Origin of the sequence: Microbacterium sp. 77mftsu3.1 (genome assembly GCF_900100525.1) — a bacterium.
In the GTDB taxonomy this organism is placed as follows: Bacteria; Actinomycetota; Actinomycetes; order Actinomycetales; family Microbacteriaceae; genus Microbacterium; species Microbacterium aquilitoris.
The window spans coordinates 125,768-138,346 of the sequence record NZ_FNCR01000004.1 but is presented as its reverse complement, the minus strand read 5'-3'; the positions used below and the strand labels follow the sequence as shown (position 1 = coordinate 138,346).

The 12,579-nt window shown below is 68.1% G+C and carries 12 protein-coding genes; 6 read left to right on the top strand and 6 right to left on the bottom strand.

What is annotated here, in order from left to right; genetic code table 11:
• Positions 1-61: 61 nt before the first annotated feature.
• From BLR68_RS11455 to sufB, 5 genes are read right to left on the bottom strand one after another with little or no spacing between them, the layout of a single operon-like run.
• A complete protein-coding gene (locus BLR68_RS11455; protein WP_018186520.1) occupies positions 62-391 on the bottom strand; it encodes a metal-sulfur cluster assembly factor in 330 nt (109 codons plus the stop codon).
• Between the two features lie 9 nt (positions 392-400).
• Positions 401-1,171, bottom strand: a complete 771-nt coding sequence (sufC, locus tag BLR68_RS11450) for a Fe-S cluster assembly ATPase SufC (protein WP_018186519.1) — start codon at positions 1,169-1,171, stop codon at positions 401-403.
• Between the two features lie 14 nt (positions 1,172-1,185).
• Positions 1,186-1,515: a non-heme iron oxygenase ferredoxin subunit gene (locus BLR68_RS11445; protein WP_018186518.1), complete on the bottom strand. Its 330-nt coding sequence runs from the start codon at positions 1,513-1,515 to the stop codon at positions 1,186-1,188.
• Positions 1,512-2,708 (bottom strand): Fe-S cluster assembly protein SufD, encoded by a 1,197-nt coding sequence (gene sufD, locus BLR68_RS11440; protein WP_018186517.1) that lies wholly within the window; start codon positions 2,706-2,708, stop codon positions 1,512-1,514. The genes BLR68_RS11445 and sufD overlap by 4 nt, the downstream gene beginning before the upstream one ends.
• Positions 2,708-4,126: a Fe-S cluster assembly protein SufB gene (sufB, locus tag BLR68_RS11435; RefSeq protein WP_018186516.1), complete on the bottom strand. Its 1,419-nt coding sequence runs from the start codon at positions 4,124-4,126 to the stop codon at positions 2,708-2,710. Before sufB ends, sufD begins: the two co-directional genes overlap by 1 nt.
• Positions 4,127-4,346: 220 nt before the next feature.
• On the opposite strand from sufB, the gene BLR68_RS11430 reads away from it, so the two are divergent.
• Both BLR68_RS11430 and BLR68_RS11425 read left to right on the top strand, forming a co-directional pair.
• Positions 4,347-5,276 carry a COX15/CtaA family protein gene (locus BLR68_RS11430; protein ID WP_018186515.1) on the top strand — a complete coding sequence of 310 codons (930 nt, stop codon included), beginning with the start codon at positions 4,347-4,349 and terminating at the stop codon, positions 5,274-5,276.
• A 95-nt stretch (positions 5,277-5,371) separates the two neighbouring features.
• Positions 5,372-5,740, top strand: coding sequence for a hypothetical protein (locus BLR68_RS11425; RefSeq protein WP_018186514.1), 369 nt, complete (start codon positions 5,372-5,374; stop codon positions 5,738-5,740).
• Positions 5,741-5,762: 22 nt separating this feature from the next.
• Here the strand turns inward: BLR68_RS11425 and BLR68_RS11420 are convergent, their stop codons facing one another.
• Complete coding sequence (locus tag BLR68_RS11420; RefSeq protein ID WP_018186513.1) at positions 5,763-6,689, bottom strand: heme o synthase; 927 nt, start codon at positions 6,687-6,689, stop codon at positions 5,763-5,765.
• Between the two features lie 219 nt (positions 6,690-6,908).
• Between BLR68_RS11420 and tkt the strand changes: the two genes are divergently transcribed.
• Genes tkt through BLR68_RS11400 form a run of 4 tightly spaced genes read left to right on the top strand, consistent with a single transcriptional unit; the run spans position 6,909 to position 12,579 of the window.
• Positions 6,909-8,990 carry a transketolase gene (gene tkt, locus BLR68_RS11415; RefSeq protein WP_018186512.1) on the top strand — a complete coding sequence of 694 codons (2,082 nt, stop codon included), beginning with the start codon at positions 6,909-6,911 and terminating at the stop codon, positions 8,988-8,990.
• The gene (tal, locus tag BLR68_RS11410; protein ID WP_018186511.1) at positions 8,987-10,099 is read left to right on the top strand and encodes a transaldolase; all 1,113 of its coding nucleotides are present in this window, start codon (positions 8,987-8,989) and stop codon (positions 10,097-10,099) included. Before tkt ends, tal begins: the two co-directional genes overlap by 4 nt.
• Before the next feature lie 3 nt (positions 10,100-10,102).
• Positions 10,103-11,650, top strand: a complete 1,548-nt coding sequence (gene zwf, locus BLR68_RS11405) for a glucose-6-phosphate dehydrogenase (protein WP_018186510.1) — start codon at positions 10,103-10,105, stop codon at positions 11,648-11,650.
• Positions 11,647-12,579 carry a glucose-6-phosphate dehydrogenase assembly protein OpcA gene (locus tag BLR68_RS11400; protein WP_018186509.1) on the top strand — a complete coding sequence of 311 codons (933 nt, stop codon included), beginning with the start codon at positions 11,647-11,649 and terminating at the stop codon, positions 12,577-12,579. The genes zwf and BLR68_RS11400 overlap by 4 nt, the downstream gene beginning before the upstream one ends.

Below are 12,579 nucleotides of genomic sequence, written 5' to 3'. Positions count from 1 at the left end.
AGAAGCGGTGCGACACAGTCGCACCGCTTCTTCCATCGGCCGGGTGGCCGCCGTCTTCAGGTCAGATCGAGAATCCGAGCGCGCGCATCATGTCGCGTCCGTCATCGGTGATCTTCTCCGGTCCCCACGGCGGCATCCAGACCCAGTTGATACGGAATCGGTCCACGACGCCGTCGAGTGCCTGGCCGGTCTGTTCCTCGAGGACGTCCGTCAGGGGGCAGCCGGCCGACGTCAGGGTCATGTGGATGACGAGTGCGTCGTTCTCGTCGTCCCATCCCAGGTCGTAGATCAAGCCGAGGTCGACGATGTTGACCCCCAACTCGGGGTCCATGACGTCCTTGAGCGCCTCGGTGACCTCGTCGTACTTCTCGGGTGCGAGCGTCTCGGTCATGCGACGATCCTAGGCCTGCTCGCCGCCGACCGGGGCGAGGAAACGGTCGTAACCCTCGTCCTCCAGCCGCGCTGCGAGCTCCGGGCCGCCTTCCTCAGCGACGCGACCGTTCACGAGGACGTGGACGAAGTCGGGCTGGATGTAGCGGAGGATGCGGGTGTAGTGGGTGATGAGCAGGACGCCCATGTCGCTCTCCTCCTTGGCGCGGTTGACGCCCTCGGAGACGATCTTGAGCGCGTCGACGTCGAGGCCGGAGTCCGTCTCGTCGAGGATGGCGAGCTTGGGCTTCAGGAGCTCGAGCTGCAGGATCTCGTGGCGCTTCTTCTCGCCGCCGGAGAAGCCCTCATTGACGTTGCGGGCAGCGAACTTCGGGTCCATGCGCAGGTTCTGCATGGCGCCCTTCACGTTCTTCGTCCACGAGCGGATCGACGGCGCTTCGCCGTCGATGGCGGTCTTGGCGGTACGCAGGAAGTTCGTGACCGTCACGCCGGGGATCTCGACCGGGTACTGCATCGCCAGGAAGAGACCGGCGCGCGCACGCTCGTCGACCGACATCGCGAGGACGTCCTCGCCGTCGAGGGTGATGGTGCCACCCGTGACGGTGTACTTGGGGTGGCCGGCGATCGTGTACGCGAGCGTCGACTTGCCGGAGCCATTCGGGCCCATGATGGCGTGGGTCTCGCCCGTGCGGACGGTGAGGGTGACGCCGTTGAGGATCGGGGTCTCGCCGGCTTCCGTCTCGACGGTCACATGGAGGTCGCGGATCTCGAGGACAGACATGTCAGCTTCTTTCTTCAGTTCACGGCTTTGGTCACGGCGGGATCGATGAGGATGTCGTCCCCGTCGATCGTGACCACGTAGACGGGCACCGGCTCGTAGGCCGGGAGATTCAGGGGGCGGCCGGTGCGGAGCGAGAACGCGGACCCGTGCGCCCAGCATTCGAGCGTTTCGCCCTCGACGAAGCCGTCCGCCAGCGAGATGTCACCGTGCGTGCAGGTGTCGCCGATCGCGTGGACCTCGCCCTGACCGTCGAGCACCACGGAGATGGCGACACCGCCGACCTCGACGCGCACGGCGGTGTCCTGCTCGAGCTCGCTCAGCTGGAGCACCTTCTCGGCGGTCATCGCGTGACCTCCCCGACGAGCTCCGCCTCGATGGCGGCGATGAACTCGTCCTCGAGGGACGGGATGCCGATCTTCTGGACGATCTCGGCGAGGAAGCCGAGGACGACCAGACGTCGTGCCTGCTCCTCGTCGATCCCGCGGGCCTGCAGGTAGAAGAGTTGCTCGTCGTCGAACCGGCCCGTCGCGCTCGCGTGCCCGGCACCGACGATGTCGCCGGTCTCGATCTCGAGGTTCGGGATGGAGTCTGCGCGAGCTCCGTCGGTGAGGACGAGGTTACGGTTCGCTTCGTAGGAGTCGGTACCGACGGCATCCGGTCCGATGAGGACGTCGCCGATCCAGACGGTCCGCGCCGAGGCACCCTGCAGCGCACTCTTGTACAGGACGTCGCCGTTCGTGTGGTCGCCCTTGTGGTGGAGATAGACCTGGCTCTCGAGATGCTGCCCCGCGTCGGCGAACGAGAGGCCGTACAGGCGTCCCTGCGCGCCGGAACCGGCGAGCTCGACCGACGGGTTCACGCGCACGAGGCCGCCGCCGAGGCTGACGACGATGTGGGTGAGGGTCGCATCGCGGTCCACGCGGGCCTGGTGCGCGGCGAGGTGCACGGCGTCGTCGTCCCATCGCTGGACCGACACGACCGTGAGGGCGGCGCCGTCACGGACGATGATCTCGACGTTCTGCGCCTGAGCGGCGGTTCCCTCGTGGCGCAGCACGACGGTACCGCGCGAATTCACCTGCGCCTCGATGACGACGTGCGCATGAGCGACGCCCCCGCGACCGGTGAGGGTCACGACGACGGGCTCGTCGATCTCGGTGTTCGCGGGGATCCGGATGAGCGGCGCCTCGGGCTCCTGAGCCCAGGCGATCGCGCTGACGACATCCTCGGGGCGGAAGACCTCGCCACGGGGCGCCTCGTCCTTCTGCAGACGGCGGTGCTCGACGGCATCCGGTCCGGTCACCTCGACGCCGATGACGTCGTGCGGAGCGGGCTCGTCGGCCAGCAGCGCGGCGACGCGGTCGAGCGGCGTGTGCTTCCAGTTGACCTCGCGGCCGGTCGGCGCGCCGAAGTCGGCCGGGTCGAACGACCACGGACGCTCCGAGCGGGTCTGCACGGGAACGTTCCGGTCGGTCACTTTCGCCGCAGGGTCGATGTGGCCCTTCGCATCGGATGCGGGGGCCTGAGTCGCTGTCGTCATCAGCCGACGGATCCTTCCATGCCCATCTCGATGAGCTTGTTCAACTCGAGGGCGTACTCCATGGGCAGTTCGCGGGCGATCGGCTCGATGAAGCCGCGCACGATCATCGCCATCGCCTCGTCCTCGGGCATGCCGCGGCTCATGAGGTAGAACAGCTGCTCCTCGCTGACCTTCGAGACGGTCGCCTCGTGGCCGAGCTGGACGTCGTCGACGCGGATGTCGATCGCCGGGTACGTGTCGGAGCGCGAGATCGTGTCGACCAGCAGCGCGTCGCAGCGGACCGTGTTGGCCGAGTGGTGCGCGTTGGCGTCCACCCGCACCTCACCGCGGTAGCCGGCGCGGCCGCCGCCGCGCGCGATCGACTTCGAGACGATCGACGACTGGGTGTACGGCGCCATGTGGATCATCTTCGCGCCGGCGTCCTGGTGCTGGCCGGGACCGGCGAAAGCGACGGACAGGGTCTCGCCCTTGGCGTGCTCGCCCATCAGGTAGATCGACGGGTACTTCATCGTCACCTTGGAGCCGATGTTGCCGTCGACCCATTCCATGGTCGCGCCCTCATGGGCGACGGCGCGCTTGGTGACGAGGTTGTAGACGTTGTTCGACCAGTTCTGGATCGTCGTGTACCGAACGCGGGCGTTCTTCTTCACGATGATCTCGACGACGGCCGAGTGCAGCGAGTCGCTCTTGTAGATGGGAGCGGTGCAACCCTCGATGTAGTGGACGTAGCTGTCCTCGTCGGCGATGATCAGCGTCCGCTCGAACTGGCCCATGTTCTCGGTGTTGATGCGGAAGTAGGCCTGGAGCGGGATCTCGACGTGCACGCCCTTGGGGACGTAGACGAACGAGCCACCCGACCACACAGCGGTGTTCAGCGCGGCGAACTTGTTGTCGCCCGCGGGGATGACCGTGCCGAAGTACTCCTCGAAGAACTCGGGGTGCTCGCGCAGTGCCGTGTCGGTGTCCATGAAGATGACACCCTGCTGCTCCAGGTCCTCGCGGATCTGGTGGTAGACGACCTCGGACTCGTACTGAGCGGCGACGCCGGCGACGAGGCGCTGACGCTCCGCCTCGGGGATGCCGAGCTTCTCGTACGTGTTGCGGATCTCCTCGGGGAGGTCCTCCCACGTCTGCGCCTGCTTCTCGGTCGAGCGCACGAAGTACTTGATGTTGTCGAAGTCGATGCCCGAGAGGTCGGCGCCCCACGTCGGCATCGGCTTGCGACCGAAGAGCTGGTACCCCTTGAGGCGGGTCTTCAGCATCCATTCGGGTTCGCTCTTGAGGGAGGAGATCCCGCGGACCACATCCTCGTTGATACCTCGCTGGGCGATGGCACCGGCGGCATCCGCGTCGTGCCAGCCGAACTCGTACACCCCCAGGCCTTCGAGTTCGGGACGGTCGATGAGCACATCCGACATGAATTTCCTCCTCACGGGCGGCAACGGTGTCATCCGTTCCGGCATTCCCTCCCGTGAGAGGAGTGCACGAGGGGGATGCCGCTGCTGGCCGCTCTGACGACGCGATACCGCGCCTAGAATCGTTGTGCGGGCTGCGATGGGGATCGCGCTCGCCGACTGCTTCATTCTACAGGCACGGCCGTCCCCCGCGGCGTGCCGGCCCTCGCCCGGAGGCGACCCCATGCTCATCACCGCGTCGACACCGACCGCCCCGCCCGTCACGCGGATGCCGCGTCTGCTGCCCCTCGTGGCCTGGCTCTCGTTCATCGCCGAGACGCTCATCATCGGCACCGGCGGCGCCGTCCGGCTCACCGGCTCCGGCCTCGGCTGCCCTACGTGGCCCACCTGCACGCCGGAATCGCTCGTGGCGACTCCCGAGATGGGCATCCACGGCGTCATCGAGTTCGGCAACCGGACGCTGACGGGGCTCGTCGGCATCCTCGCGCTGATCGTCGTCATCCTCGTGTGGCGGATGCGGCGTGCCCGCCGCGACCTGTTCGTCATGGCGCTCATCGTCCTCGGCGGCGTCGTCGCGCAGGCCATCGTCGGCGGCATCACGGTCCTGACGGGCCTGAACCCGTTCATCGTCGGCTTCCACTACGTCGTGTCGCTGGTCCTCGTCTGCGTCTGCGCCGCATTCCTCGTGCGCATGAAGGAGCCGGCCGCCCCCCGCCTCCGCGTGGTACCGACGTGGTACGCCGGGCTCGCGCACGCCACGACCGCCGTCCTCGCGGTGACGATCGCTTTCGGAGTCCTCACCACCGGCGCCGGCCCCCACTCGGGCGACGCGGCGGCCGGCCGGAACGGCTTCAACGCCGAGATCCTCGAGCACGTCCACGCCTGGCCGGGATACACGCTTCTCGCTCTGACGCTCGTGCTGGTCGGCGTCGCCTGGGCGAAGCGCCTGCGGCCCCGCACGTGGATCTCCGTCCTCCTGCTCGCCGAAGCGGTCCAGATCGCGGTGGGTCTCTACCAGGCGCGCAACGGTCTCCCCGAGATCGCGGTCGGCGTCCACATGGTGCTCGCTGCACTGACGGCGGCCACCATGACCGTGGTCATCCTGCGCCTCAAGGCGCCCGTACCGGCCGAAGACGTCGCCACCTCTCACTGAAAGTTCATAGGTTCCGCATCACCTCCCGCAGGGTCCATCGACCACAGTGGCCCGGGCCGTTCGAATCCGGACGGCTTCGACCCGGAGGAGATTCGATGAACACCCGCCCCCGCCTGACCCGCAGCATCCCGTTCTGGCTGCTCGTGGCAGGCTCCCTCGCATCCAGCGCCGCCGGCGCCGTCGTCCTGATAGACAAGCTCGGGACGATGGAGACCGCGCTGACCGCCGGTACCGCGACCGGCGTGGAGGTCTATGTCGGGCAGATCTGGGCTGTCCTGGGCGCGATCCTGATCGGCGTCGGCGCGATCGGCCTCCTGTTGGCCTTCACGCTGGGCGCCCTGCGCGCCTTCGCCGTCACCCCTCAGGCGCAGACTGCACCCGAGGCGGACGACGCCATCGAGCCCGTCGACCAGCCGGAAGACCACGACACGACCGAGCCCGTCCTCGACGGCGCGGCACGCTGACCGAGTGATCGGCCCGCTGCGGTCAGAACGGCAGCAGCGGGTCGATCGCGATGGCGACGAACAGCAGCGTCAAGTACGTGATGGAGGCGTGGAACACGCGCATCGGCTGGATCTTGTCGCCGCGCACAGCACGTGCGTACAGGACGTGGGACTCGTAGATGAACCAGCCGCCGAACACGAGCGCGGACACGGTGTAGACGATGCCCATGCCGGCGACCGGGATCAGCAGGAGTGAACTCGCGATGGTCGCCCACGCGTAGAGGATGACCTGCAGGCCGACCTGTGCACCGTCGCGGGTCGCGCCGAGCATCGGCACGTCGACCTCCGCGTAGTCGCCCTTGTACTTCATGGACAGCGGCCAGTAGTGCGGCGGCGTCCAGAGGAACACGAGCAGGAACAGGATGAAGGGCGTCCACGTGAGAGAACCCGTGACGGCCGACCACCCGATGATGACCGGGAAGCACCCGGCGATCCCGCCCCACACGATGTTCTGCTCGGTGCGGCGCTTGAGAAGGATCGTGTAGATCACGACGTAGAAGAAGATGGCTGCGGCGCTGAGGGCTGCGGCGACCCAGTTCGTGAACACCCAGAGCCACACCGTGGACACGATGGCGAGCGTCCACGAGAAGACGAGCGCGCCGCGGGGTGAGACCTCACCCGTGACGAGCGGTCGGTTCTCGGTGCGCTTCATGTGCGCATCGATGTCGCGATCGAGGTACATGTTGAAGGATGCCGCCGAGCCCGCGCTCATGGCGCCGCCCAGAACCGTCGCGAGGATCAGCCACAGATCAGGGAGACCGTTCGCGGCCAGGAACATGACCGGGATCGTCGTGACGAGCAGCAGTTCGAGAACCCGCGGCTTCGTCAGCTGAACGTACGCGCGGAGGGTTCGGCCGAACGACTGTCGAGCGGGCGCGGATACGCGCGCGCCGGTGTCCGTGAGTGCCATCGCCCCTGCCGTGTAGATCGTCCCCCGAGTCTACGGCATCCTCCGCGGGCGGTACTTCTCGACCGGATCGGACGCTTCGCTGACAGCGCACGTCACAGAGCGCCGCCCCGGCCTCGGCGGGTGCCCCGGGTCGATATGCTGAAAATCCCGACGCGGGACGTCCCTCTTCTTTCATGATCAGCAGTCGTCCGCGCCGACTCACCGACGAAAGGCTTCCAGGTGTCAGAGCTGGTTTGGGACGAGATCGATCGACGCGCGGTGGACACCGCGCGGGTGCTGGCGGCGGATGCCGTCGAGAAGGTCGGCAACGGCCACCCGGGGACCGCGATGAGCCTCGCGCCCGCGGCGTACCTGCTCTACCAGCGCGTGCTGCGCCACGATCCCGCCGACACCCACTGGCTCGGTCGCGACAGGTTCATCCTGTCCGCCGGTCACTCGTCGCTGACGCAGTACGTGCAGCTCTACCTGGGCGGCTTCGGTCTCGAGCTCGATGACCTGAAGGCGCTCCGCACCTGGGGCTCGCTGACCCCCGGCCACCCCGAGTACGGCCACACGAAGGGTGTGGAGATCACGACGGGTCCGCTCGGCCAGGGGCTAGCCTCGGCCGTCGGCTTCGCCTACGCCGCACGATACGAGCGCGGTCTCTTCGACCCCGAGGCCGAAGCCGGCACCTCGCCGTTCGACCACCACATCTTCGTCATCGCCGGTGACGGCGACCTCCAGGAGGGTGTCACCTCCGAGGCCGGTTCGCTCGCGGGCCACCAGCAGCTCGGCAACCTGATCGCGATCTACGACTCGAACCAGATCTCGATCGAGGACGACACCAACGTCGCCTTCACCGAGGACGTGCAGGCCCGGTACGAGGCCTACGGCTGGCAGGTGCAGACGGTCGACTGGAAGAAGACCGGCGAGTACGTCGAGGATGTCGCTGCCCTCCACGCCGCGATCGAGGCCGCCAAGGCCGAGACGTCCAAGCCCTCCCTCATCGTCCTCAAGACGATCATCGGCTGGCCCTCGCCCGGCAAGCAGAACTCGGGCAAGATCCACGGTTCCGCCCTCGGCGCCGACGAACTCGCTGCCACGAAGAAGGTCCTCGGCTTCGACCCCGAAGCGAACTTCGCCGTCGCGGACGAGGTCCTCACCCACACCCGTTCGCTCGCCCAGCGCGCAGCGGCCGACCGCGCCGCCTGGCAGGAGTCCTTCGACGCCTGGGCCGCCGCGAACCCCGAGCGGAAGACGCTGCTCGACCGCCTCGAGGCGGCAGCCCTTCCCGACGGAATCGCCGACGCCCTCCCCTCCTTCGAGGCCGGCAAGGACGTCTCGACCCGTGCCGCCTCGGGCGTCGTGCTCAACGCCCTCGCCGCCGAGCTCCCCGAGCTCTGGGGCGGTTCGGCCGACCTCGCCGAGTCGAACCTGACGACGATCAAGGACGCGAAGAGCTTCATCCCGGCCGAGTGGTCCACGCACGAGTGGTCGGGCGACCCCTATGGACGCGTGCTGCACTTCGGCATCCGCGAACACGCCATGGGCGCGATCATCAACGGCATCAAGCTGCACGGTCCGACCCGTCCGTTCGGCGGGACGTTCCTGATCTTCAGCGACTACATGCGCCCGGCGGTGCGACTGGCCGCCCTCATGAACATCCCCTCGGTGTTCGTGTGGACCCACGACTCCGTCGCCCTCGGCGAGGACGGCCCGACGCACCAGCCGATCGAACAGCTCGCGACGCTGCGGCTCATCCCGAACTTCACGGTCGTCCGTCCCGCGGATGCGAACGAGACGGCCGCGGCCTGGCTCGAGATCCTGCGCCGCCAGGACGGCCCGACGGGTATCGCTCTCACCCGCCAGAACATCGCCGTGTTCCCGCGCGGAGAGAACGGCTACGCCACGACGGATGGTGTCGCTAAGGGTGCGTACACGCTCCTCGACGCTCCCGAGGGAGAGCCCGACGTGATCCTCATCGCCACCGGCTCTGAGGTCCAGCTGGCTGTGGCGGCACGCGAGACGCTCGCCGCCGAGGGCATCGGCGCACGCGTCGTGTCCGCACCCAGTCTCGAATGGTTCGCCGAACAGGATGCGGATTACCGCGAGTCGGTCCTGCCCGCCGCGGTCAAGGCGCGCGTCTCGGTCGAGGCGGGAGCCACGGGCCTGTGGCGCGCGGTCGTCGGTGACAGCGGACGCACCGTCGGCATCGACCACTTCGGCGCCTCCGCCGATTACAAGACCCTGTTCGAGAAGTTCGGCGTCACCGCCGATGCGGTCGTCGAAGCGGCCCGCGCAACCGTCAAGGAGAACGCATGAGCACCCCCACCGAGGACCTGTCCGCCGCCGGCGTCAGCATCTGGCTCGACGACCTCTCGCGATCGCGGATCGACACCGGCAACCTCGCCCAGCTGATCGAGACGCGCGATGTCGTCGGCGTCACCACCAACCCGTCGATCTTCCAGGCCGCCATCGGCAACAAGGACGACGACTCGTACGACGCTCCGCTGCAGGCTCTTGCGGCCCAGGGCGCGGATGTCGACACGGCGATCTTCGAGATCACGACCACCGACGTGCGTGACGCGGCCGACATCTTCCGTCCCGTGTTCGACCGCACGGACGGCGTCGACGGACGCGTGTCGATCGAGGTCTCCCCCGACCTCGCACACGACACCGACGCGACCGTCGCCCAGGCGAAGGAACTGTGGGCGAAGGTCGACCGCCCGAACACGCTGATCAAGATCCCCGCGACCCTCGCGGGCCTTCCGGCCATCAGCGCCGTCCTCGCCGAAGGCATCTCGGTGAACGTGACCCTCATCTTCAGCCTCGAGCGCTACGCGGCGGTCATCGACGCGTACCTCGAGGGTGTGCGCCGGGCGAAGGAGAACGGTCACGACATCGCGACGATCCACTCGGTTGCCTCGTTCTTCGTTTCGCGCGTGGACACCGAGGTCGACAAGCGCCTCGAGGCGATCGACACGGGCGAAGCCGCAGCGCTGAAGGGCAAGGCGGGCGTCGCCAACGCGCGCCTGGCGTACGAGCTGTTCGAGAAGCGATTCGCTCAGTCGGATGCCGCCGAGCTGATCGCCGCGGGCGCGACGGTGCAGCGTCCCCTCTGGGCCTCGACCGGCGTCAAGGACCCTGCCCTTCCCGACACCCTCTACGTGACCGAGCTCGTCGCGCCGGGCACCGTGAACACGATGCCCGAGAAGACGCTCGAGGCCACGTTCGACCACGCGAAGGTCACTGGGGACACCGTCACCGGCGCCTACGAGGACGCTCACCGCGTCTTCGACCAGCTGGCGGAGGCCGGGGTCGACCTCGTCGACGTCACCCAGGTGCTCGAGGATGAGGGCGTCGAGAAGTTCATCGTCTCGTGGCACGATCTGCAGGGCACGGTGCGCCAGGCCCTCGACGGCGCGAACTGACCAATGGCTGCTGAGATCTCGCGGGGGATCAACCCCCTCCGCGATCCCGACGATCGTCGCCTCAACCGCATCGCGGGGCCGAGCGCGCTCGTGATCTTCGGCGTGACGGGCGATCTGTCGCGCAAGAAGCTCATGCCTGCCGTGTACGACCTCGCCAACCGCGGACTTCTGCCCCCCGGGTTCGCCCTCGTCGGGTTCGCGCGTCGCGACTGGGAGGACCAGGACTTCGCGAAGGTCGTGTACGAGGCCGTGCGACAGCATGCCCGCACCCCCTTCCGTGAGGAGACCTGGAACCAGCTCCTCCAGGGGATCCGTTTCGTCCAGGGCGAGTTCGACGACCCGGCATCCTTTGCTCGTCTCCGCGAGACGGTCGAGAAGCTCGACACCGAGCGCGGCACCATGGGCAATCACGCCTACTACCTGTCGATCCCGCCCAAGGACTTCCCGGTCGTGGCACGGCAGCTGCGCGACTCCGGACTGGTCGATGAGTCCGCCGGCGGAGACACCTGGCGCCGCGTCGTGATCGAGAAGCCGTTCGGCAGCGACCTGCAGACGGCCCGCGAGCTGAACGAGGCTCTCGAAGTCGCCTTCCCCGCCGACGCGATCTTCCGCATCGACCACTACCTCGGCAAGGAGACTGTCCAGAACATCCTGGCGCTCCGGTTCGCCAACGAGCTGTACGAGCCGCTGTGGAACGCGAACTACGTCGACCACGTCCAGATCACCATGGCCGAGGACATCGGCGTGGGAGGCCGTGCCGGGTACTACGACGGCATCGGCGCGGCGCGCGACGTCATCCAGAACCACCTCCTCCAGCTCCTCGCCCTCACCGCGATGGAGGAGCCCATCTCCCTCGACGCGGAGCACCTGCGCGCCGAGAAGGAGAAGGTCCTCGCAGCGGTCACGCTGCCCGAGGACCTCGCGACCGCCACCGCGCGAGGTCAGTACGCCGGCGGATGGCAGGGCGGTGAGCACGTCACCGGGTTCCTCGACGAGGACGGCATGGATCCGCAGTCGAAGACGGAGACGTACGCCGCCATCAAGCTCGAGATCGCGACGCGCCGGTGGAACGGGGTCCCCTTCTACCTGCGCACCGGCAAGCGTCTCGGACGCCGCGTCACGGAGATCGCCGTCGTGTTCAAGCACACGCCCCCGCTTCTATTCCTGCGCTCGCAGGCACTGCAGCTCGGCCAGAACGCGCTCGTCATCCGCATCCAGCCCGACGAGGGCGTGACGCTCCGCTTCGGGTCGAAGGTCCCCGGCGCCGGCAACGAGGTGCGCGACGTGACGATGGACTTCGGTTACGGCCACGCGTTCACCGAGTCGAGCCCCGAGGCCTACGAACGACTCATCCTCGACGTCCTCCTGGGCGATCCTCCCCTGTTCCCCCGGCACGAAGAGGTGGAGCTCTCGTGGCGCATCCTGGACCCGGTCGAACGCTTCTGGGCCGAGCAGGACGAGCCGCTCGAGCAGTACTCCCCCGGTTCCTGGGGTCCCCCGTCCGCCGATGAACTCTTGGCCCGTGACGGCCGCGTCTGGAGGCGTCCATGATCGTCGATCTGCCCGACACCACGGTGTCCACGATCGCGAAGAAGCTCGTCAGCGTCCGCGAAGAGGGCGGCGCCGTCGCCCTCGGACGCGTCCTGACCCTCGTGATCGTCTCGACCGGAGGGTTCGACGAGGAAGCCATCGACGCCGCCAACGCGGCATCGCGTGAGCACCCGATGCGCGTCATCGTCCTCGTCGTCGAGCCGGACGCTCCGACCGGCCTCGACGCGCAGATCCGCGTCGGCGGCGACGCCGGTGCGAGCGAGGTCGTCGTCCTCCGGGCACGCGGCGAGGCCGCCGACAACCAGGAGAGCCTCGTCAACGGCCTCCTCCTCCCCGACGCGCCGGTCGTGGCCTGGTGGCCCGATGACCCGCCCACCGACCCGGCTCAGTCGCCGATCGGCCACATGGCTCAGCGACGCATCACGGATGCCTCGACCGAGCCGTTCGCACCGGACCGTCTCGCGCAGCTCGGCTCCGCGTACGCCCCCGGCGACACGGATCTCGCGTGGACCCGCCTGACGCACTGGCGGGAACAGCTCGCCGCTGTCCTGGACCAGCCGCCGTTCGAGCAGGTCTCCGCTGTCACGGTCGTGGGCGCGGGGAGTTCGCCGTCCACGGGGCTCCTCGCCGCATGGCTGCGCCTCAAGCTGGACGTCGCCGTCGAGTGGCACTACACCGACGAGGAGGAGTGGACGCACGGCATCCGATCGGTCACGCTCTCCCGCGAGTCGGGCGACATCGTCCTGGAGCGCACCAGCGCGACGGATGCGACGCTCACCCAGCCCGGTCAGCCCACGCACGACATCGTCCTGCCGCGCCGGTCGCTGCGGGAGTGCCTCGCGGAGGAGCTGCGCCGCCTCGATCCCGACCTCTTGTATGGTCGAGTCATCACCGAAGGGTGGGAGCTCCTCGACCCTCCCACGAGGTAG

Coding starts and splice junctions, on each gene's coding strand:
- sufB (WP_018186516.1), bottom strand. CDS start 4,126: ATGTCGGATGTGCTCATCGACCGTCCCGAACTCGAAGGCCTGGGGGTG.
- BLR68_RS11420 (WP_018186513.1), bottom strand. CDS start 6,689: ATGGCACTCACGGACACCGGCGCGCGCGTATCCGCGCCCGCTCGACAG.
- sufC (WP_018186519.1), bottom strand. CDS start 1,171: ATGTCTGTCCTCGAGATCCGCGACCTCCATGTGACCGTCGAGACGGAA.
- BLR68_RS11400 (WP_018186509.1), top strand. CDS start 11,647: ATGATCGTCGATCTGCCCGACACCACGGTGTCCACGATCGCGAAGAAG.
- zwf (WP_018186510.1), top strand. CDS start 10,103: ATGGCTGCTGAGATCTCGCGGGGGATCAACCCCCTCCGCGATCCCGAC.
- BLR68_RS11430 (WP_018186515.1), top strand. CDS start 4,347: ATGCTCATCACCGCGTCGACACCGACCGCCCCGCCCGTCACGCGGATG.
- BLR68_RS11445 (WP_018186518.1), bottom strand. CDS start 1,515: ATGACCGCCGAGAAGGTGCTCCAGCTGAGCGAGCTCGAGCAGGACACC.
- BLR68_RS11425 (WP_018186514.1), top strand. CDS start 5,372: ATGAACACCCGCCCCCGCCTGACCCGCAGCATCCCGTTCTGGCTGCTC.
- sufD (WP_018186517.1), bottom strand. CDS start 2,708: ATGACGACAGCGACTCAGGCCCCCGCATCCGATGCGAAGGGCCACATC.
- BLR68_RS11455 (WP_018186520.1), bottom strand. CDS start 391: ATGACCGAGACGCTCGCACCCGAGAAGTACGACGAGGTCACCGAGGCG.
- tal (WP_018186511.1), top strand. CDS start 8,987: ATGAGCACCCCCACCGAGGACCTGTCCGCCGCCGGCGTCAGCATCTGG.